This is a genomic window from Paenibacillus sp. FSL R5-0923, assembly GCF_038009145.1.
GTDB lineage: Bacteria > Bacillota > Bacilli > Paenibacillales > Paenibacillaceae > Paenibacillus_AQ.
The window spans coordinates 4,762,393-4,783,766 of the sequence record NZ_JBBPAT010000001.1; the positions used below are offsets into that span (position 1 = coordinate 4,762,393).

General features: G+C 43.9%; 26 protein-coding genes. 6 read left to right on the plus strand and 20 right to left on the minus strand.

The features are described 5' to 3' along the window. Positions 1–33: 33 nt before the first annotated feature. The 5 genes from MKX35_RS21290 to MKX35_RS21310 all read right to left on the minus strand — a co-directional run bounded on the left by MKX35_RS21290 (position 34) and on the right by MKX35_RS21310 (position 3,780). Positions 34–1,023, minus strand: coding sequence for a beta-ketoacyl-ACP synthase III (locus MKX35_RS21290; protein ID WP_139328492.1), 990 nt, complete (start codon positions 1,021–1,023; stop codon positions 34–36). An 8-nt stretch (positions 1,024–1,031) separates the two neighbouring features. After that, entirely contained in the window at positions 1,032–2,021 is a 990-nt protein-coding gene (gene plsX, locus MKX35_RS21295; RefSeq protein ID WP_042187701.1) for a phosphate acyltransferase PlsX, read from the minus strand. Continuing rightward, positions 2,005–2,601, minus strand: a complete 597-nt coding sequence (fapR, locus tag MKX35_RS21300) for a transcription factor FapR (protein ID WP_042127208.1) — start codon at positions 2,599–2,601, stop codon at positions 2,005–2,007. The genes plsX and fapR overlap by 17 nt, the downstream gene beginning before the upstream one ends. A 423-nt stretch (positions 2,602–3,024) precedes the next feature. Next, complete coding sequence (gene rpmF / locus MKX35_RS21305; RefSeq protein WP_019911234.1) at positions 3,025–3,198, minus strand: 50S ribosomal protein L32; 174 nt, start codon at positions 3,196–3,198, stop codon at positions 3,025–3,027. A 69-nt stretch (positions 3,199–3,267) separates the two neighbouring features. After that, a complete protein-coding gene (locus tag MKX35_RS21310) occupies positions 3,268–3,780 on the minus strand; it encodes a YceD family protein (RefSeq protein ID WP_042187699.1) in 513 nt (170 codons plus the stop codon). A 218-nt stretch (positions 3,781–3,998) separates the two neighbouring features. Between MKX35_RS21310 and MKX35_RS21315 the strand changes: the two genes are divergently transcribed. Further along, positions 3,999–5,237, plus strand: coding sequence for a nucleotidyltransferase (locus MKX35_RS21315; RefSeq protein WP_076298878.1), 1,239 nt, complete (start codon positions 3,999–4,001; stop codon positions 5,235–5,237). Here MKX35_RS21315 and MKX35_RS21320 read toward each other — a convergent pair. Continuing rightward, positions 5,227–6,264, minus strand: coding sequence for a SepM family pheromone-processing serine protease (locus MKX35_RS21320; protein WP_076298877.1), 1,038 nt, complete (start codon positions 6,262–6,264; stop codon positions 5,227–5,229). The two genes, MKX35_RS21315 and MKX35_RS21320, sit on opposite strands and share 11 nt — an antisense overlap. A 152-nt stretch (positions 6,265–6,416) precedes the next feature. Between MKX35_RS21320 and MKX35_RS21325 the strand changes: the two genes are divergently transcribed. After that, a complete protein-coding gene (locus tag MKX35_RS21325) occupies positions 6,417–7,643 on the plus strand; it encodes a nucleoside recognition domain-containing protein (RefSeq protein ID WP_076298876.1) in 1,227 nt (408 codons plus the stop codon). Here MKX35_RS21325 and coaD read toward each other — a convergent pair. The 8 genes from coaD to MKX35_RS21365 form a co-directional block, all read right to left on the minus strand. Next, positions 7,615–8,133, minus strand: coding sequence for a pantetheine-phosphate adenylyltransferase (gene coaD, locus MKX35_RS21330; RefSeq protein WP_076282781.1), 519 nt, complete (start codon positions 8,131–8,133; stop codon positions 7,615–7,617). The two genes, MKX35_RS21325 and coaD, sit on opposite strands and share 29 nt — an antisense overlap. After that, positions 8,117–8,725, minus strand: coding sequence for a 16S rRNA (guanine(966)-N(2))-methyltransferase RsmD (rsmD, locus tag MKX35_RS21335; protein ID WP_076298875.1), 609 nt, complete (start codon positions 8,723–8,725; stop codon positions 8,117–8,119). Before rsmD ends, coaD begins: the two co-directional genes overlap by 17 nt. A gap of 645 nt (positions 8,726–9,370) precedes the next feature. Continuing rightward, complete coding sequence (locus MKX35_RS21340) at positions 9,371–9,826, minus strand: DUF6773 family protein (protein ID WP_076298874.1); 456 nt, start codon at positions 9,824–9,826, stop codon at positions 9,371–9,373. A 377-nt stretch (positions 9,827–10,203) separates the two neighbouring features. Beyond that, complete coding sequence (locus MKX35_RS21345) at positions 10,204–10,308, minus strand: sporulation protein YjcZ (RefSeq protein ID WP_081382793.1); 105 nt, start codon at positions 10,306–10,308, stop codon at positions 10,204–10,206. A 121-nt stretch (positions 10,309–10,429) separates the two neighbouring features. Next, a complete protein-coding gene (locus MKX35_RS21350) occupies positions 10,430–10,852 on the minus strand; it encodes a hypothetical protein (protein ID WP_076282783.1) in 423 nt (140 codons plus the stop codon). A 112-nt stretch (positions 10,853–10,964) separates the two neighbouring features. Further along, entirely contained in the window at positions 10,965–11,249 is a 285-nt protein-coding gene (locus MKX35_RS21355; protein WP_076282784.1) for a holin, read from the minus strand. A 20-nt stretch (positions 11,250–11,269) separates the two neighbouring features. Beyond that, a complete protein-coding gene (locus tag MKX35_RS21360; protein WP_076298873.1) occupies positions 11,270–12,079 on the minus strand; it encodes a glycoside hydrolase family 73 protein in 810 nt (269 codons plus the stop codon). A gap of 578 nt (positions 12,080–12,657) precedes the next feature. Further along, entirely contained in the window at positions 12,658–13,266 is a 609-nt protein-coding gene (locus MKX35_RS21365; protein ID WP_076298872.1) for a pentapeptide repeat-containing protein, read from the minus strand. Between the two features lie 123 nt (positions 13,267–13,389). On the opposite strand from MKX35_RS21365, the gene MKX35_RS21370 reads away from it, so the two are divergent. Next, entirely contained in the window at positions 13,390–13,770 is a 381-nt protein-coding gene (locus MKX35_RS21370) for a PilZ domain-containing protein (protein ID WP_042187677.1), read from the plus strand. 112 nt (positions 13,771–13,882) lie between these two features. Here MKX35_RS21370 and MKX35_RS21375 read toward each other — a convergent pair whose 3' ends face one another. Genes MKX35_RS21375 through MKX35_RS21395 form a run of 5 tightly spaced genes read right to left on the minus strand, consistent with a single transcriptional unit; the run spans position 13,883 to position 17,392 of the window. Continuing rightward, complete coding sequence (locus MKX35_RS21375; protein WP_076282786.1) at positions 13,883–14,611, minus strand: hypothetical protein; 729 nt, start codon at positions 14,609–14,611, stop codon at positions 13,883–13,885. Next, positions 14,605–15,306 carry an ABC transporter ATP-binding protein gene (locus MKX35_RS21380; protein WP_179085701.1) on the minus strand — a complete coding sequence of 234 codons (702 nt, stop codon included), beginning with the start codon at positions 15,304–15,306 and terminating at the stop codon, positions 14,605–14,607. Before MKX35_RS21380 ends, MKX35_RS21375 begins: the two co-directional genes overlap by 7 nt. Before the next feature lie 13 nt (positions 15,307–15,319). Beyond that, a complete protein-coding gene (locus MKX35_RS21385; protein WP_042187671.1) occupies positions 15,320–15,694 on the minus strand; it encodes a GntR family transcriptional regulator in 375 nt (124 codons plus the stop codon). 2 nt (positions 15,695–15,696) lie between these two features. Continuing rightward, positions 15,697–16,443, minus strand: a complete 747-nt coding sequence (locus tag MKX35_RS21390) for an ABC transporter permease (RefSeq protein WP_076298871.1) — start codon at positions 16,441–16,443, stop codon at positions 15,697–15,699. Continuing rightward, the gene (locus tag MKX35_RS21395) at positions 16,436–17,392 is read right to left on the minus strand and encodes an ABC transporter ATP-binding protein (protein ID WP_256716253.1); all 957 of its coding nucleotides are present in this window, start codon (positions 17,390–17,392) and stop codon (positions 16,436–16,438) included. Before MKX35_RS21395 ends, MKX35_RS21390 begins: the two co-directional genes overlap by 8 nt. Positions 17,393–17,589: 197 nt before the next feature. Here MKX35_RS21395 and MKX35_RS21400 point away from each other — a divergent pair, with 197 nt between their 5' ends. The 3 genes from MKX35_RS21400 (at position 17,590) to MKX35_RS21410 (ending at position 19,400) form a co-directional block, all read left to right on the plus strand. After that, a complete protein-coding gene (locus MKX35_RS21400; protein ID WP_076282789.1) occupies positions 17,590–17,961 on the plus strand; it encodes a hypothetical protein in 372 nt (123 codons plus the stop codon). 131 nt (positions 17,962–18,092) lie between these two features. Then, positions 18,093–18,464, plus strand: a complete 372-nt coding sequence (locus MKX35_RS21405; RefSeq protein WP_076298870.1) for a hypothetical protein — start codon at positions 18,093–18,095, stop codon at positions 18,462–18,464. A gap of 99 nt (positions 18,465–18,563) precedes the next feature. Further along, positions 18,564–19,400, plus strand: a complete 837-nt coding sequence (locus MKX35_RS21410; protein ID WP_076298869.1) for a sulfurtransferase — start codon at positions 18,564–18,566, stop codon at positions 19,398–19,400. A gap of 789 nt (positions 19,401–20,189) precedes the next feature. Here the strand turns inward: MKX35_RS21410 and MKX35_RS21415 are convergent. After that, entirely contained in the window at positions 20,190–20,873 is a 684-nt protein-coding gene (locus MKX35_RS21415; RefSeq protein ID WP_076282792.1) for a hypothetical protein, read from the minus strand. Between the last annotated feature and the right edge of the window lie 501 nt (positions 20,874–21,374).

Here is a 21,374-nt window from a genome sequence, read left to right on the forward strand (position 1 = left end):
ATGAACTCCTTCCCGTATAACGGTCTTAGCTTATTACCAGATCAATACAGATGCGCCCCAAGTCAAGCCACCGCCGAATCCAACCATCAGGACGGTGTCGCCTTCTTTCATACGTCCTTCTTCCGCCGCTTCAACAAGCGCTAGTGGAATGGAGGCAGCCGAAGTATTGGCATATTTATCAACATTGATTACACATTTCTCTGGTGGCAAATCAAGACGCTGCATAGCGGATTGAATGATACGAATATTCGCTTGGTGAGGTACAAACAAATCGATATCTTCCTTACCCAGACCAGCTTTAGTAAGCACACGTTCTGTAGCTGAGCCCATTACACGAACAGCAAATTTAAAGACTTCACGGCCATTCATATAAATGAAATGCTTCTTATCTTCAACGGTTTGCTGAGAGGCAGGCAAGCGCGAACCGCCGGCTTCTAGCTTAAGCAAGTTCCCTCCAGAGCCTTCAGCACCCAGATCAAAGGATTGGAAACCACGACCTTCCGGAACCTCACCAATGATAACTGCACCTGCTCCATCACCAAACAAGACACAAGTATTGCGATCTGTATAATCTGTGATGCGGGATAAAGTATCCGCACCTATAATAAGTGCATTATTGTACATTCCGTTCTGGATAAAGCCAACCGCAGTAGCTAAGCTGTATACAAAACCAGAGCAGGCTGCTGACAAGTCAAAAGCCGCAGCGCCTTTAGCACCCAGTTTATCCTGTAAAATACAGGCTGTAGAAGGGAAAGCACTATCAGGTGTTACTGTTGCAATAATAATAAGATCCAAATCTTCGGCTTTCATTCCAGCGGAATCAAGTGCCTTGAGTGCTGCTTCATACGCTAGATCAGAAGTTGCCTCGTGAGGCGCAGCAATATGTCTCTCGCGGATGCCTGTCCGACTGACGATCCACTCATCGTTAGTCTCCACTATTTTTTCCAGATCGCTATTTGTCAATATTTTCTCAGGTACATATTTCCCAGTTCCTATAATTCCAACCGGTCGCAACTGTCTCATGTCGTCACTCACTTCCCGCTAATTTCCTTGGATATACTTGGCACAAGATCGGCTTGTAGAGCAATCCGCGCTTGTCTTACCGCATTCTTAACTGCATTTCCGTCAGAAGATCCGTGGCCCTTAACTACCAATCCGCTAAGACCGAGTAGTGGTGCACCACCGTGCTCTTTGTAATCCATTTTACCCTTTAAAGCTCTAAGCTCCGGCATCAGCATAGCCGCGCCAAGCTTAGTCTTCAGGGAACGACTAAATTGCTCCTTGAGCAAAGAGAACAAAGCACCCGCCGTACCCTCAAGAGACTTTAGCAAAATATTACCGGCAAATCCATCGCAGACAAGCACATCGCAATTCCCTGTCAGTACGTCACGTGCCTCAACATTACCGATAAAATGAATGCCTGGCAAGTTCTCAAGCAGCGGATAAGCTTCTTTCGTCAGTTCGTTACCCTTTCCAGGCTCCGTCCCTACATTCAGAAGTCCCACACGCGGCTTAGCAATACCATGAACCTTGCTTCGGTAAATGCTGCCCATCAGCGCATATTGTACCAGATGTTCAGGCTTCGCATCCATGTTAGCACCAAGATCAAGAGCCAGTACGCCAACATCGTCAAGCGTTGGAATCATAGGCGCTAGTGCAGGACGTTCAATTCCCTGCATCCGGCCAACTACGAGGAGTCCTGTGGTCATTAGCGCACCCGTGTTACCCGACGAAATCATAGCATCCGCTTCACCTTCACGCACCATTCGTCCAGCTACAACCATGGATGAGTCTTTTTTACGACGAACTGCCTTAACCGGCTCTTCATCAGAACCAATGACGTCTCCTGCATGACGTATTGTCAGATTAGATGGCTTGTCTTTGAGTAGTGGCTCTAATCTGGCTTCGTCACCAACGAGCACAATCTGCGTATCTTTCCATTCCGCGGCCGCGGACAACGCCCCCTCGACATTACATTCAGGAGCGTTGTCCCCGCCCATGGCATCAATGGCGATCAGCACTATGGTTACCCCCTTCACTGTGTTCATCATTTGCGGACCGATACACTATAAAATGGCCCTGAAACACTAGTTCTTCTCCGACATAGGTGAATACGTCCACCTCTGCTTTGCCACCCCTACCGGCGAGTGACCGCACCTGTGCTTTGGCAATACACTTCTCACCTAGCTGAACTGTGCGTACAAAACGTATATCGGCTGAAGCGGTCAGAGCAATTTCATCGTTGATTACGGCAACCGCAAGCGAATTCGCTTGAGCAAACACATAGTGACCACGAGCGATCCCATTTCTAGAGAACACATGGTCTTCGCGAATCTCAAATATCGAAATCCCACTCTTGTCCAATTGTAAATCCACAATGTCTCCGATGACTTCATCCGCAGGCAAAGAGCGCACCTGATCATAGGAGTGCTCTGCCATTTGCTTCATTCGTTCACGCAGTTCCGGTATCCCCAGCTCCATTCGGTCTAACCGAATCGTCTGAATGCTAACTTTTAGCTGACGAGTCAACTCCCGATCCGTTACAAAAGGATTACCTGCGATTATATGTAGCAGCTGTTGCTGACGTTCTTTCTTGGACATCCGCTCGATTGCGGCTCACCTCCTGGCACGTGCCAAGCATAAACGCCTTCGGTGTCCTTATGGACGATAAGCGTTTAAGCGAGAAATATAAGACATCAAGTATAGGTGCATAACTTATACTTTCTTATATTTTAAAGAAAGCATTCGGCCGCTTGAATGGCCGCTGTTATATTAGGTCAAATAACCTTAAACATTATTTAGAACCAGGTACTAATATGTAGTATAAAGCATGCCGCACCAAAAATAAAGCATTGACTTCTGGGCGGCTTATGTTTGGATAAGCATAAACGCCTCAGCGTCCCTAATAGACGGTAAGCGTTTGTGCAAAAAATATAAGGATAATGTATAGCGTGAAACTTATATATTCTTATATTTCAAAAAAAATAGTACTTCACCGATAGTGAAGTACTATTTATTCCGAAACTATTGTTTGATGATTTCTCTTGCTTTGTAAGTTCCGCAAACTTTACATACGTGGTGAGCCAATTTCAACTCTCCGCATTGTTCGCATTTCACCATGCCCGGCACAACCAACTTAAAGTGGGTGCGACGTTTGTCACGGCGTGTTTTAGACGTTCTACGTTGTGGTACTGCCATGTGTTCCACCTCCTTGTGATATTTCTGTCAGCCTGCTCCTCAGAGCAGAATGTGTTTTGTTGTAATGTTTCATTTGAAAAAGTCTTTCAACCCAGCGAGTCGAGGATCGATCACTGTGTTGTCGCAACTGCAGGTGCCTTCGTTCAAGTTCTGTCCGCATTTCTGACAAAGACCAAGACAGTCTGCCTTGCACAATACCGAATCCGGTAAGTGCAGTACGAAATTTTCTTCCACATAAGGAATAAGATCCACAACCTCATCCTTGACGTAAATGAGTTCCTCATCTTCGTCATCATCTGGAAGAACTGGCTGCTTAAGCCACTTGAAAGTCTCAGCAAAAGGAATGTTCAAATCACTTTTGACCTCCGTGAGACAACGTGAACATAACATGTCCACATCTCCACTCAGTTTTCCCACCACGTTCACACAATCGGTTCCCGCGGGCAGCGCTTTAAGGTCCACTGAGAGCGGAGCAACAGCTAGAATATCCTTGCGCCCTTTGACTACCTCGCTGACATCCACAACATCGTGAATATGTAACGGTTCGTCGGCATTCGCTAATTTGCGAAAGTGAATCTGCATAACTTATCACTCCCAAACAAACAAAATTTATTATACCTAGTATTATATACCTTTGTCAACCATTTTCCCTTTATATTGTTTCAGGAATTGGAGAGAATTATGATATAACTATTAGTGTAAATCAAAATGACAGCATATGCGAACTGAGTTTCTAAATATTAATCCTACTAATCTCTACTTATATTTTAAATAATGGTTACATACGGAGGGAAGCAGCAGTGACAACAGTTGGAATAATAGCAGAATACAATCCATTACATAACGGACATGTCCATCACTTCACCGAAGCCAAAAGACTATCTGGCGCTGAGCGCGCCATTGTCGTCATGAGCGGTCCCTTTACTCAGCGCGGCGAGCCGGCGGCGGTAAGCAAGCAAGCCCGGACAGAGATGGCGCTACGAATGGGCGCCGACCTCGTCATTGAGCTGCCTGTGGCCTATGCTGTACAGCCGGCAGAATGGTTCGCCTTCGGAGCAGTTGCACTGCTGGAAGCGACCGGGGTCGTGGACAGCTTGTGCTTCGGCTCCGAAGCCGGTACTTTGGGTTCGCTGCTTCCTCTGGCCAAGTATCTAGCAGAGGAAAGCAGCGAACTTCAGAGCGAGATCCGCCGCCGCATGGCGCTCGGAGCGAGCTTCCCCGCCGCATACAGCGCAGCGGCGGCGGTGGCCTTTGAAGGGACTCTCCATGAAGAGGAGAGTCCCGGCGATGCTGGCGAGCTGCTGCGCCAGCCGAATAACAGCCTTGGCTTGCATTATCTCATCGCCTTGCAGCGGCTAAATAGCAAGATTGAGCCGCTAACCGTTCCGCGAACGGCAGCCGGATTCCATGATCCTTTGCAAGTTGGCTCATCGATCGCAAGCGCCACTGCTATTCGCAAGCTGCTGCAAGAAGGCGGCTCTCCAGCAGCATACATGCCGGAATATAGCGTGTCCATATTAGAAAGAGAGCATGCAGCAGGTAGAGGTCCTCTGGCATTGGAGCATTTCCGAGGTCCCCTCCGTCACCTGCTCTCTACACGTACCGCTGCCGAGCTACGAACCATCCAAGACATGAATGAAGGCTTGGAGAATAGAATCCTTCGTCTTATGCCCGATCTTGAGCAATTCTCTATCTCGGGTTTGCTTCAAGCCCTTAAGAGCAAGCGTTATACGCATACACGACTGCAACGTCTACTGCTACACATTTTGCTGAATCATACAAAGGAAGAAATGACCCCTTCTGTACTAGCGGAGGGGCCCGGGTATATTCGAATCCTTGGTTTTAGAGAAAGTGGACGAGCTCTCCTTAAAGAGATGAAACAAAAAGCAACCTTACCCATCGTCATGCGGCCTTCACTGTGCTCCCATCCACAACTTGAACGAGACCTTCAAGCCGCGTCTGCTTTCGCAGGAGCTTTTCGAGAACCTTACAGAACCGATATGTATCGCGATTATTTGGAACCTCCGGTCATGGTTTGACCGGTAGTTCCTCCATATACTTCAGTGCTTCATCCAGTGTCGATACGGGTACCAGCTTCATAGATGTGCCGATTTTATCAGCTTTCGTTTTGGCTTCGTCGTAATTCTTAACAGGAACGAAAAAAATCTCCGCCCCTTCTCGATCTGCAGCAACAATCTTATGCTTCACTCCACCGATAGCACCAACCACACCCTCAGCGTCGATCGTGCCCGTTCCTGCAACCCTATGACCTTTGGTTAAATCACCAGGCGTAAGCCGGTTGTAAATCTCCATAGTGAACATCAGTCCTGCAGAAGGTCCGCCAACATTCGTATCCACAAAGCTGACCGCTTTGCCTTGTTCTTTAGGTTTTACCTTTTGAACTGCGGCTATAGTGACTCCAAAACCAGGTCGAACTGCAGTACCTTCTTTATCTTTGATCTCGACAAGTGTCACTTGTTCCTTTACTTCCTTACCGTTTCTTTGTAAAACAACAGCGACCTGATCACCGATTTTTTTTGTTGAAAGTAAAGCAGAAAGTGCTTCTGGATCGGGTACCTTCTGGCCTTCTACACTTATGATTCTGTCACCCGGCTGGAATTGTCCTTTATTACTGGCAACCGGAACTGAAAAAACATACAAATAATCCACAACATCCTCATACGGAATTCCTGCAGCATGATAGGCCGCCTGAACGGAGTAAGATTGCGAGCTGTTCATATAAAAAACCTGCTCCGCAGCATACTCATCTTCAGACTTATCTCCTAACCGTGTTTCTTTCCGCACAACCTCTGAATTGGAGTTAAAAACAGAGGCGACCAGCAACGCCACATTAGCGTAACTAGCAGATACTGTAGTCATCATGAAGGTTCCTTCTTCAGCTGGATCAGCATTTTCCACTTTAATCATAGGGGCAACTTCAGATGCACTACCCGGTTGATATACAATGTACGGGGTGTTCATAAATACAAATACATACACGATAACTACAAACGTAAAGAGGTAAGCTGTGGCACGGAATCCCGGCCGATGCTTCAACTGCTTCACTACTCTTCCCTTCTTTCCCACGGCACATTTAGGATATGAATGTTTGAACTTCATTACCGCTTCGACTAGTGGTTTGGCATGATGGTTGTCTACTCTGCATAAATTGATAACACATCCGCTATGCCTTAAGTTATGAAGAGGTGATTCTAGAAATGAACAATATTAAAATACGCCGGCTAGCTAGTCGCTCCACACCTTTTTTATCTGGGGTGATCGCAATCCTGTTAGCCATTGCCATCATCATCTCACCAGAAAGCTCTTTCGAGGCTTCTCTCCAAGGGTTAAAGCTCTGGTGGACACTCGTATTCCCTGCACTTCTACCCTTCTTGATGCTGTCTGAGATGCTAACCGCTTCGGGCTTCGTGCATGGTTTCGGAGTTCTCCTGGAACCATTGATGAAAAAGGTCTTTCGACTGCCTGGCGCGAGTGGTTGGACTTTGGCGCTTGGAATCACCGCTGGATTCCCCGGCGGGGCTGGAGGTGTAATGCAGCTTCATAAGCAGGGCAGCATTTCGGACAAGGAAGCCGCTCGTCTTGCTTCACTTACGCATTTCGCCAGTCCAGTAACCCTGCTCATTGTGATTGGTGTAGCTTTCCTACATAGTCCTACAGCAGGTTACTTTCTACTTGCTATCCACTGGGTTTCAGGACTTTTGGCCAGTTATACAGACGCTCTTTTAAATGGCCGGCTAGACAATCTGCAGCCTTCTTTAAAAGAAAGCACGAATATCAAACGACCTTCTTTATATAGTCGTGTCCAACTTGCAGCCACTGAAGCCAGATCAAGAGATGGCCGAAGCTTCGGTAGACTTCTTGGGGAGTCAGTAGCTACAGCGGTACAAAATTTGATGGTTGTGGGCGGTTACATGATTATGTTCGCCGTGGTCATCAATATCATTACTACGGTACTTCCTGCATTGCCAGCCGCTCTGCCAGCGAGCTTGCTCGAGATTCATTTAGGAGCCGACGCTATAAGCAAAGGACTCTCGAGCATCGGAGCCGGAGCATCAGGTGTACTAGGCTTGGCCTTACTCTCTGCTGCACTAGGCTGGAGCGGGCTCTGCGCGCAGCTACAGGTGCTGACGTTGCTTAAACAAGCAAATGTCCGATTCCTCCCCTATGCTGTCGTTCGCCTGATGCATGGCGTTTATGCTTTTTTATTAACACTGCTACTATGGAAACCACTTTTAGTAATAAGTGAGGCTACTTTGCCTGCGCTCGCTGATTCACAATCCATACCAAACAGAACCATTAATGTAACTGCCATATGGAGCTCTTTTCCACAGTTGCTTAGTTTGCAATCGCTTCTGCTAATCATCCTCCTGGCATTATCCGCAACGATCTATCTCGTTAGCGCTTTTCGCCATCGGCTCGATTAAATTTAAGCTTCATCGCCTGTTCCACCTCAGGCGTCACGAAGTCAGACACATTCCCACCAAAATGGGCAATTTCTTTTACAACGCTGGAGCTTAAATAGGAATATTTCGGATTAGTCATCATAAAGATCGTTTCCGCATCCGGATCCAGACTATGGTTGATGGATGCGTTTTGCAGTTCATATTCAAAGTCAGTTACGGTACGAATACCACGTACAATGACTTGAGCATCTTTTTGACGAACATAATTGACTAATAGATCCCTAAAGCTGTCGATTTCCACATTGGGAATATCAGCTGTCGCCTGTCTTAAAAGCTCTGTCCGCTCTTCTACAGTAAACAGCGGGTTCTTACTCAAATTATTAAGCACCGTTACGATTAAACGGTCGAATTGCTTGGATGCGCGCCGAATAATATCCATATGTCCCATAGTCACGGGATCAAAGGTGCCTGGATAGATGGCAACACGTTCTTTTCTAATTTGCTGACTCATTCTCTACCTCCTCACCAGTCTCGCTTTCCACAGAAGGATTAGCTTCATACTGATAAATAGAAATTGTCGTTTCTCCGTATACGGCCTGACGCAGCCTATAAAATCCTGGGATATCCTCAGGATAGGCATAACTTGATTCATGCTCCAGAACAATGATTGCGTCCTCTTGCAGCATTCCTTTTTCTACCATAGATAGCATCAGCTCATCTCCGTGCTTCAATCGGTAGGGAGGATCTAGAAAGACTAAATCAAAAACACGTCCCCGCTTCTCTAATGCACTGAGTGCTCTTCCTGCTTCATTTCGGTACACTTGCGCACTCGTTTCAAGATTAGTCGCTTTCAAATTGGCACGAATGGTGTCAATACTTTTGGGATCCATATCTACAAATACGGCGCTTTCCATCCCTCTGCTTAAAGCTTCGATACCCAAACCACCTGTACCTGCGAACAAGTCCAGTACCGCTCCACCTTCAAAATATGGACCGATCATACTGAATACAGCTTCCTTCACCTTATCGGTTGTAGGTCTTGTTCCACTTCCCGGCACACTTTTTAGTGGTCTTCCTTTTGCACTTCCCGATACCACTCTCACCGTCAATCACCCGCTCTATGTCTCTGTTTGTTATACCCAAAAGGGCATAAGTCCACGCCTATCGTAACACATTTGCGCAATGAAATAAAAAATTTGTCTAGATATGAAAAATGGAAAGATCAAGACTATTCCGATAAATAAGTCTTCCTTATGTATAAGACTGGGCTTCCAGGGACATCATGTAATTATCGACACCACAAATGTCGTAGACAACCGCGGAGCAGGCTTACGTTTCCCCATAAGCTCTTCGTCCGGTTTCTCCTCTCCCATGAAAGGGGCCCTAGAGATAGGGCCCCGAATTTATGTTTAAAGACATTAAAAGTTATTATTATATATGTAATAATCAATACAAAATTACTAGTTTCGGACAATGAGAAAGAAGAACTCACACAGTGGCTTGCGAATGCTGCCGCCTTAGGAATACCCAAATTTCTGCAATTGCCTCTTGGCTCAAAGATCACGGTCATAGGGAAATATGGGCTCTCGTGCTCATCCTTTCGGAGATCTGCGACGTGCCATATTTTCAGCAGCGTATTCAACTCCCTCTGATAAAATTAAAGCTCATTCATATTGAATTGGATATGGAAAACGACCTACGGTTATATGAGCGTGGCAAGATAGATGAGGATGAAACATCCGCGCATTTCATTCAACTGTATCATCACTACCTAATTCATCATCGATTTGCTGTTGTCTTTTTTTGTTTATATTCCGTAACACTAGGTGTGTAAGAAAATAAACAATTATAAAAGATACAAAGATTAAAATAATGCTCCAAACATTTCTTTCTCCCGCCAAAACTATAAGCAACGAAACACAAATTCCGCCTGAAATAATGCTGTTTATGAGCAGCTTTTTGTTTGTGTGTCTTTGGGAATCCCAAATATCAACACCAACAGACAAGTGCCGGATCGTTATATATATTCCACTACCAATCAAACAGAAAAACTCGACTGCAAATTGCTCAAACGGAGCATTCATTATGAATTGTTGAATCAGTACTGAAATCAGCAAACAATATACTAATATTTGATAAGCATCACTTTGAATCTTTCTTCTTTGAGATACAACTCGTTCATCATTCATTTTACTTTTTTTCATTATTATCCCTCCCTATAACCAGAATTATAATATATTTATTACATAATGCAATTTATATATTGCATTTAAATGTGAATAAAAAGCAAACTCACACAATAAATTCGCTAAAGAGTATATACATCACAAAAGGACCACCTTTCGGCAGCCCTTTGTTAGACAGTCACGGTAGGGGTTACATGATAGAAATAAAAGCTTCCCACCGTTACGACAATGATTAATAGTACAATAATGGAAGAAATCCCGATCAGCATTTTTTATGTACTTCAATACGAGAGTAGAATCCTAACGACTTTTGCTTAGCATCGCATAAATTGAAATAGTACCATAAAGAAAGTCTGCTTCCAGCACGCATGCCAGAAGCAGACTTTTTTATATCTTTAGAATATGCATGCGCTCGTAATAATAACTAACAAGATGAACAACACTAAGATTGCGCCTGTATTAGTAAAAGCACCACCAACATGACCAAATTCTGCACCCATGAGAAGACCTCCTCCGTATTTTAGAATACATCATAAGATATGTAATCATCTTCTTAGAAGATTGGGCGAACGGTTAAAAAAAAGACCCCACTGGCAACCAGTGAGGTTAAATGCTCTGCAATTAATCAGAAACTAAAATACCGTCAAAGCTTTCTGGACCCACACGTACTGTTCCAAGAAGACTAGAAGAAACAAATGCTGTATAAGTGAGTTGAGGTGTGATTGCAGGTAAGAAGTCTGCTGCCGAGAAGGTTATCACTTGCGGTGCCAGTATACTAAGGCCAAAAGTTGAAGTAGCAGAATACACTTTCGGATCCGTAGGCAAAGTTCCTCTTACAATCGTAACTGTAATACCCACCAATGACAGCGGTAGAGTAACAGATATCGTCCCTTTTAGCAGCACACGCGGGTTCGTAGTCACTCCTGCAGTTATCAAACCAATTTGTCCAAACAACTGTGGCGTGTTAATTGCTGTAATCGGGATAGCTATCGAATTGGCGAGACTGGCATTTTGTGATGTTCTAGCGTCAAGATAGGTTCCCATAGTTACACCTCCTTTTTCTTTTCATACCATAATATATTAGTCATCTTGATAGAATGCGTAGTCATTTTACCAGTGAGAAAGGATTGATTTTAAAAAAATGAATACGACAGAATCATTTATCGTCTGTTTTAGTTCCATCCCTTTTGTTAAAAGCAAGCTCGAATAACCCCGTCGCCGAAAGTCCTGCTAGCCCTCCAGCCCATAGCCGCAGGATCAGATTCATATCAGTGAACGGATAGGCCACTGCTCCAACCAGCAAGCCAATAGCTAATCCAACAACCGGTACAATATTCCGCGGAAGTTGCACGCTATTCTTCACAAGTTGTACAAGCGCCATTACAAAAACAGCCAGCACGGAAGCAAAGGCAAGCACACTGTTGAGAGCATCATTATACATGGTGTTTAATCCTCCTTATTTCATTTTCCACTACCAGGAGCAAGTAAGCCTGCACGGTTCAGCACTGTTATTATGCGATAGAAGTCATAACTGCCACCTGACGGTGTATCCAGCAGCCCTGCAGCACTCGCGGCTTTTACTGCCGCTTCAGCCCATGGGGGTACATTCATCACTGCTCGGCCTTCGATTAAAGTCACACGATCTGAAAGCTTAGTAATCGACTGGCCTTGTTCCTGCATACCTGTTTTTAGCGTATCCTTGCTATCCGTAAGGCTCACAATAACAGCACGCAATTCCTTTATTTCCATTTCCAGACTAGCCAGCCTTTGTTTATCCTCTGCCGACATTTCGTCATCACCTTCCTTGGCTTCATCATCATATTTATACAGATTGTAGGTATTCATGATTTGGATTAGCTTTGCTGCATAGTTTGGGTCGGTAGCATAACCAGCGGCAGCAATCTCTTGTGCAGCTACCTTGCCACTAGCACCAAGCACCTTGCTGTAAAGATTACGATTCCACGAAACACCATTCACAATCAACGCGGAATGATCCGCAACAGATTCTCCCCAGTTGTTATAGGCCCGAAAAAGAGCTTCTACTTTAACAGCTTTACCATTAACATATTCAGTAGTTTGCACAGTAATACTACCGGCTGGTCCGCTACCTTTAATCCCAAACAAATTGTTGGCCTTAACAGTCAATCCGCTGCTACCAAAGCCCGATTCCAGCGCCGCTTGAGCTATCGTTAGCGATGCCGGAACCTTGCTGATCTGCATGTCCTTCACAGCAAAATTTGCGATCTTCGCAATAAACTCAGTCTCCGTCATTTCATCACTTCCTCTCCTTTTATTAAATGCTGAGCATAATGAAATGCTTGTGCATATCCCTACTAATAGAGCGTCATTGCTAGATTCCATTCAAAATAAACGTCAAAACACGCGCCCAAAGAGCGCGTGTTAGTATTTGATAATACAGATGTGACATAAGTAGCTGAAAAGAATTAAATGAAGCATGCAACTTACATAGGGCTATTGGTCCTGCTCACATGAGCAATTTACTTCTCGTAGATTCATAATATGTAATTATAAGTAAAATTGTCTTGAAGTTTCATTAAAACTAGCGTAACATATAGTATTAATTGACTATATAGGAGGGTCTAATAGACTATGCCTTCATATTACTTTAGAGAACTATGGACACCCTTACGCTGGGTAGGTATTAAATTTTTCCGTGATGACGAAGGTTTTCTTTGGATTAAATGGTGGGCCAAACCCAGAAAAAGACTGCGTTAACCGTTAAGCAAGCAAATATACATAAGAAGTTTCATACAATGTGCATATGTATTTCTTGATAACAATCTAAAGGGGCATCAACCGCTAAACATTAGCAGCTGATGCCCCTTTTCCTAGTTTCCTACCTTAGCCCCAAAAGAGCGTGCTAACAGTACAGCCTGATCTATATCCATACGAACACCTTGCAGATCCAAACTTTTCAAATCAATTCCTTCAACAATAGCATCCCGTAGGTCAGCCCCCTTAAGCTTGCATTGAGACAGCTGTACACGGCTCAGATCAGCCCCTCGAAGATCACTTTTTTGCAAATTACAACCCATGAGATCGGCCTCAGTAAATCGAATCCCGCGCAGATCCTGTCTGCTAAGATTGGTATGTCTCAGGTTCGTGTAGGACCAATCCCCGCCGATAAGTGTGATCCCGTCCAAATAAGCATTTGAGAAATCAGATCCTACCATTTTACAATCTTCAAATTTCGATACGAACAGATTCGCACCCGTGAACTTACAGTTAGTAAAAGCCGAGCCTTTATGATGTGATGCATTGAGCATGGCTCCAGTAAAATCGCAATCTATAAATCGGCAGCCGATGGAAGTCATCTCTTCCATAGAGCTTCCCTTGAAGGAACACTGCTCAAATGTACAGTTATTTAGTTCCCCGTCCTGTAGACTTCCTTGGTCAAAATTGTGTTTTTGGAACGTTTCATTAAGGTATTGGTACATGTTAAGTCTCATCACCTTCATTAGGATTAAATAAATTTATTCTTATTAAAAATAGCACTTTAGTAGATTGTTCTCAACAATCTCTTTCGATATAATTGCAAATAAACGATATGGAGGGAAATTATGGATGTGTCCAGCAGGAAAGAACCATTTCGCTATGTAATGAACCAGCCGCTTGAATGCTGGATTGAAGTTCCAATAAGTAGTAGCGGTCCGGGTGCCGGAAAGCTAACAGAAGCTGTGTTGCTCGATCTTAGCCGATCTGGCTGCAAAGTGCGTACCCCCCTGAATCTTCGATTCACGGCGGGCGATACAAAGCTAGTGATTCATCTTCAATTAAACGAAGAAAAGCTTCAACTCGTGGGCAGCGTCCGCTGGGGCTGGATGTTCGGACTCGGCCAATACCAATATGGAGTTAAACTTAAATTGAACGAGGACGAAGAAGAACAGCTACATAGAGAACTCGATATATGGACAGCCTCTCTAAATGTAGAGGGCCTGTAGAATTCTACATAACAGATGCCCTTCTCATGGAAAGGCGTCTTTTTTTTGCATAAAAACGAAGACAAAGCTAATCGCTCTGCCTCCGTTCTAAAAATCGTTATTTCAGGTGTACCTAGGACTCCACTCTTTTTTTAACGAGCTTAACAATAGCAAATACTAGAATCGCAATAATCACAGCTTCGAACAGGGTAGGAAGTAAGCCAAGAACATACTGAGAGATCTCAATATCATTTAATTTAGCGGCCTCATCCGTCACTTCAAATCGAAAAGCTCTTTCCAAAGTGATATTTTCATGATCGAACATCGATGTTTCTAATGAAGAAATTATATACTGTATTACAAAAAAAACGGCTATCCCAATCCATACTCTTCCTTTCACTCTCACACTCATTGCAACGGTCATGGAGAACATCACGAGCAACATAGAGTAGGCGGAAGCCCAAAAGACTATTAGTACTGTATATGCGGAGATCAGCCAAAATTTTTCCGGTAAAAACAAAGTTGAATACATCATAATATCTACTGCTAAATGAATATAAGCAACTAGAAATAAACCGAGTAACGACCCTAAAAACAGCATTACCGGTGAGAGAACGGTATGCAGGACTGGTACTGGCACAAGCCTCCGATTGAATAATCTCAGGTTCTGACCGAAGGTGCGCAGACTAAAAAAGAGAAGCACTACACCTGCTACGGCATAGGAAGTGATGTTCATCATGAACATATCTTGATCTGATTGAACAGTAAATCCTATCACAAACTGCACAAGAATGGTGATTACAAAAACAGCAAGAAACTTATCCCTATCTCGTCTAAAATCATACTTCACTAGCTTTAGCATTCTGCGTACACCTCTCTGAACAGTTCGTCTATGCTTTTACCTTGGCGCAGCCGGATATCTTCTACCGCCGTATGCATCACAATTTCTCCCTCTTTTATAAAAATCACATCATCAAAGATCCGCTCGATATCCGATACTAAATGAGTAGAAAGGAGAATGGTGCTGTCCTCTTCATAAAACTCTACTAACGCGTTAAGAATTTTAGTTCTAGCTACTGGATCTACACCACCGATTGGCTCATCCAGTAAATACAGGCTAGCTCGACGTGATAAAGCAAGTGTAAGCTGTAGACGCTCATTCATCCCTTTTGACAAATCCTTCACCTTATCTTGAGCACTTAGCTTCATAAACTCCAACATTCGAGAAGCCTTAGTCTGATCAAAATCCGGATAGAAATCACTTTGGAACTTTAGAGCATCCTTAACATTCATCCAGGATTCTGTAAGCGGCTTATCGGGCATAAATGACACTACTGCTTTACTATCTATGCCTACAGCCCCTCCAATAATGGATACACGACCGGAAGTAGGCTGTGTCAGCCCGGCGATGATTTTCATAAGTGTACTTTTACCGCTGCCGTTACTGCCCAGCAGTCCCGTGATTTTACCCGCACTCAGATTAAAGGATACTCCGCGGAGGGCGTGCTTGGATCTATATTTTTTTGTAACGTCATGAACCTCAAGTATATTTTCCAACTTGCTTATCCCCCTATTCTCCATCCTTGTTTCGGATACTCTCTGCTACTGCCGCTAAAATATCTTCACCTTGAAAACCAAGGTCCTGCATGCCACGAATGAAACGATCCAGTACATCCTTTGCCATTTCTTTTTTGATGGTCAAAATAGTACCTTCATTACTAGTGACGTATCTTCCCATTCCACGCCGGGTCTCCACGATTTCTTCACGCTCCAGTTCCTGAAAGGTTCTTTGTACTGTATTCGGATTAATCTGCAGTTCATTGGCAAGCTCTCGTACCGAGAGAATTTTATCTCCTGGTTTTAACTTACCTGTGACGATTTCTCCTTTGATATAATTCATGATCTGAATATAAATCGGCAGGTTGTTATCGAATTCGATTGTCATGATTAAGCAACATCCCTTCGTCTAAAGACGGAGAAGCCTATGAGTAGAAAGACAGCTGTGTATAAAACTAGCATTACTATGGAAAAGGTCAGCGTCATTCCAGGAATAGGTGCTCCTCCACCTTCATAAGCAGCTAAATTTAGGTTGGGGAATAATACATATTTATAAAATTCACGAAAAATAACCAATTTGTCTATCATCAGCATAAACATTGTAGCACCAATTGTAACACCCGTAGATGTTGTCAAAATACCGATCATAAAAGCAAGTGTTGTATATACAACTGTACTAACTGAGTTATACATTAAACTGGTTAACATCTCACGAATACCAGCCTCACCACCACTCAAGCCAAACCATAAAGCTCCTGATGCAAAAACCGCCAACATGCCGACAACTGCCACTGAGAACGCGTAAATCAACACAACAGCATATTTGGACGCAAGTATTGCTGTACGACTTCTCGCACGGATTAGAAGGAATTTGATGGTGCCCTGACTATATTCTTTTGAGACAATACCCGCTGTTCCGATGATTGCGAGAATGGTAATCACTTGCCCAATCCCTTGTGAAAGCAGCATCATTGCTGAAAAGTCATAAGCTGATCCAAACATATCAGGTGAGGCAGAATGAACAATATAACCTAATAGCAGGGATAATAAAATTAATATCAGGTAAGGTACAAAAAACGTACGTTTCTTCGAGAGCTTGAGCCATTCATTAACAACCAAATTATTAAAGCTACGCAATTCGGTTCCCTCCTGTCCATTTCAAGAAATCTTCCTCTAAGCTTTGTTTATTCTCTGCAATCCGGTAAATACCTACCCCTTTATTACTAAAAGTCGACACTAGTTCCGGCACTTTACTGTCATGCAGATTTATTGTCACCTCAGAACGAGCACTATCCATAGACAATAACTCTGCGTATTCTAGCCCTTCCAAGATGTTAATTGCTGATTCTACTGAGCCTACACGAATGGTTAGTTTCACATCTGAAGCTGTCTCCTGCTCCCCACCAATCGCTGTAACGGTCACCAATTTTCCGTTCTGAATCACGATGGCCCGGTGACAAATTTGTTCAATTTCAGTTAGTAAGTTACTGGATATTAGAATAGAAATCCCTTCAACCTCAGCAATCCTACGCATATAATCACGCATTTCTCGTATGCCTGCTGGGTCAAGGCCGTTCGTAGGTTCATCTAGAATCAATAACTTTGGTCGGTTCAGTAATGCCTGAGCAATCCCAAGACGTTGACGCATACCCAGCGAATAGGCCTTCACTTTCTTATTCATCGCTTCCTGAAGTCCTACCAATTCAACAACCTCATCAATTCTGCCAGCCTCAATATTATCTGTCATTCTCTGGTATTGCTTTAGATTATCAAGCCCTGTCATATACGGATAGAACTCTGGATTTTCAATAATCGCTCCAATATGTCCAATAGCTTTATTAAAATCACTCTTAACACTGTGACCTTGAACGATCACATCGCCTTCACTCATCCTTATAAGACCCGTCATCATCCGGATCGTTGTTGTCTTCCCTGCACCATTGGGTCCCAATAGCCCAACAATTTCTCCCTTACGGATATCAAATGTCAGCTTATCCACAATGGATTTCCCTTTAATGATCTTGCTTACCCCATTCATTTGCAGCACGATTGAATCCTGCATGCGTTCATCACTTCCCTGCTTCATGGTAATCCTCCCTGCCATCTTTTTATTATTGATGAGTTTTTTTAATGTGTCGGTGTTATAGTTGAATAGTACACTAATGCATTGTTTATGTAAAGCCCGAATAATTGAATGACGTAAAATAAGGGCTTTCTATTAGACTATCTGCCAAACCAAAAAATGAAATGAACATAGATTAGATTACAAAGGAGGAATGACAAATGAAAAAAGAAGTTCATGTATCACAGACTTATCCACGCTTAACTGTTTACGATGAAGAAAACTTTAGGGGTAACAGTAGAATCTATACTGGCAACCTAGGCATTCGTAATACGGACAACATCCTCGATGGTATTGAGAGTCTTCGTTTCTTCTCTACCAGCAGCAACGCAACACTGGTACTGTTCACAAGAACTAGGTTTAGAGGGAACTTCCGCGTACTCCGTGGTAACCGCAGCATCCGTGATTTGGACGATTTCATTTCCGGCAATGATGTGGAATCCATTATTTCAACCAATCAGAGATTAACTCTCGAACAGATTCGCAATATCCGCAGCAGCGGCACTTTGCCTGCGGGATATCGCCTGATCTAACATTTCCATTCAACAAGAAAGGAGCAATCTGGTGCTAGAGCCCAGGTTACTCCTTTTTCCCAAGTGATCTTCTGAGGTCAAATAGTTATTAGATTTACCTGCTAAGTCAATCCAACAAGGAGAGATGAAATATGGTAACCATAAAAGCAGCGTCCGTAATCTATCCCAGATTAAGAGTATATAGTGAGGAGAACTTTCGTGGGCTCCGCAGAACCTATCGCGGCAACCTAGGCATTGCAGATATTGATGCAGTCCTTACTGGAATAGAAAGCTTACGCTTTTTCTCCACGAATCCGAACGCTACGCTTGTGTTGTTCGATCGTTCTCGCTTCCGTGACAATTTCGTAATTCTGCGTGGTAACCGCAGCATTCGCGAACTAGATGACTTTCTCCGTAGTGGAGATGTCGAATCGCTCATTTCAAGCAATCAGCGGCTGACTCCGGCGCAGGTTCGCGCCATACAGCGCACTGGTAGCTTGCCTTCAGGATATCGTTTGATCTAATTACTTGAGGACGCAGTTTAAGCTATAAGCTTAAGGTGCGTCCTCATTTATTTTCCGCTATAATGACTCCATACATATTAATAGAAAGAAGGTATCTTTATGGAACCAATCGTTTCTACCCGATGGCTGCTTGCTCGGTTATACGAACCTGAACTGGTTATAGTCGATTGCCGTTTTTTACTTACGGATCCGGAAGCTGGGCGTAAAGCCTATACGGAAGATCATATTCCCGGCGCAATCTATTTTCATCTAGAAGAACAACTCTCCGCTCCAGTAAGCGCACACGGTGGACGCCACCCACTGCCTGAGATCTCGAAGCTAACCACCATTCTTAGCAAGGTTGGCATTAACAGAGATAGTATTGTCGTTGCTTATGATGATCAAGGTGGTGCCTACGCTTCCCGTCTGTGGTGGATGCTTAAATATTTGGGACATGAACGTGTGTTTGTAATGGATGAAGGCTACTCTGCTTGGAAAAAAGCGTCCTTCCCCGTCAGTGATCATCAAGCGGTTAGGATTCCTAGCCAGTATGAAGCAGATGTTCAGAAGAAGATGCTTGCTAGCATGGAAGATGTGCAAAATGTAGTTAACGACGGTCGCGCACTATTGATTGATTCCCGCGAGTCCCGTCGCTATGAAGGGCTGGAAGAACCGATTGATCCGAAGGCAGGTCATATTCCTGGGGCGATCAATAAGTTCTGGAAAGAAGTGCTGGATGAGCAAGGACGCTGGAAATCAACTGAGGTGCTGAAAGAGCATTATGAGGGAATTGATCCTGAGCAAGAAATTATCGTGTACTGTGGTTCAGGTGTAAGTGCCTGCCCGAATGTGCTCGCGCTCGGAAAAGCTGGGTATAGGAATGTGAAATTGTATGCGGGTAGTTGGAGTGATTGGATTTCTTATGAGGAGAATCCGGTGGCGATAGGAGAAGAATAGAATAAAGAACCTGCGGCGCGGATTCTTGTGATTCCCTGGAAATCAGAGGCCTGATTTACCCGACTGGAAAAATATCGTATTCGATTTTTCGTGTATATTTGGCTCGTTCATGGTTCGGTGGCACATGTATGCGATTTTTCGCATACATTTGGCTCATTTATGTTACCTGTGGCACATTGTGTTCGATTTTTCGCATATATTTGGTTCGTTCAGCTTGCCGGTGGCACAATGTATTCACTTTTTCGCATACATTTGGCTCATTTATGTTACCTTTGGCACTTAGTGTTCGGTTTTTCGCATACATTTGGCTCATTTACGTAACCGGCGGCACATTGTATTCACTTTTTCGCATACATTTGGCTCGTTTACCTACCGTCGGCACATTGTGTTCGGTTTTTCGCATACATTTGGCTCGTTCAACTTGCCGGCGGCACATTGTATTCGGTTTTTCGCATACACATGCCTCCTTCAACTTGCCGACGGCACATTGTATTCGATTTTCCGCATACATTTGGCTCGTTTACCTACCGTCGGCACATTGTGTTCGGTTTTTCGCATACATTTGGCTCGTTCAGCTTGCCGGTGGCAAATTGTATTCGATTTTCCGCATACATTTGGCTCGTTTACCTACCGTCGGCACATTGTGTTCGGTTTTTCGCATACATTTGGCTCGTTCTACTTGCAGGCGGCACATTGTATTCGGTTTTTCGCATACATTTGACTCGTTCAACTTGCCGGAGGCACATTGTATTCGATTTTTCATTCACATTCTCACGACGGACTTCATCTTCAAACCAAATCTGGACTTTGTAGCGTACCAATATATTCATAGTAAATGATCCGCTGAGATGAACCTCTTGCCACCGGGCGAAATTTTCCTTTATCCACCAGCTGACGGCAGTATTTAATGATCGTCATCGTGTGCAATTCCAGTTCTCTCGCGGCATCAGCCGGGCGAAGGACTCGATGGTGCCGGATGGCTGCCCGCATCAGATCGCGCTCGATTCTGGAATAGGCTCTCTCAACGGTTGTCTTCGCAGACTTTTCTGCTAACAAATAAGAAAAGAGAATGTTCCGCAGCGCGGAGAGAATGAAGGATGGATTTTCTTTTAGCTCATCCAGCGAGATATAGAGCACCGTGCAGTCTTGAGACTGTAGAAAAAGCCCGCGGTTCAAGTCCATCCGGTATTTGCTACGCTCCGTTCCATGTGAGCCATAGTCCATGATCTCAAATGCAATACGCGAGGCTCCGATCTCCCACAAAATATCCACAAAATAGGATCTGCCGCGCCAGTCCTTAACTTCATATTCTGGGTGTAATCCGTGAAAATGTCCGGCTAGAGGCCACCACACTCGCTCGACAAACAAGCGGTTTCCGTAACCATGACCGCGTTTAAGTGCATCGAGCCGCTCTCCCTTCCTTTGTTTAAGATGATTACATAACCATTCATTATGCTCCCTCTCGAAACCCATTACCTATCCCCTCGCTCTGCAACGAAATATGTTTTTAATCATACAAAACCCCGCCTCTATTCCAAAAGGAAAGGAGACGGGGCATTCTTTGCCTCGTTTGGTTTTATCTATACATAGTGTGCCACATTATCATTAGAATGCACAATAGGAAATCGGCAGGATCATTCAAAATAAATAAGCCCAGTAAAATCCCCCAAAAATTCTATCACCCTCTATTCCATTTATTTTTATATTTATATCCTCTTTTCTTTTAATATTTTCACTAATAATACATTTTCATATGGAATATTTTATCTTTTCAATTTTGGGTTTACTTTCCATTTTAATCAACTGCCCGCCCGGGGTAATATCGCTGAAGAAGGCCGGATATACGAATATATAAAGGTATGCAGCAAGTTAGAGTGATTGGGTTTCGTATGGGGATTACGGTTGCTCTTGATGAAGATTAAAGTTAAAAGCGCGTGCTTGATATCTGGTTAAACGATTATATGAAAGAGAAGC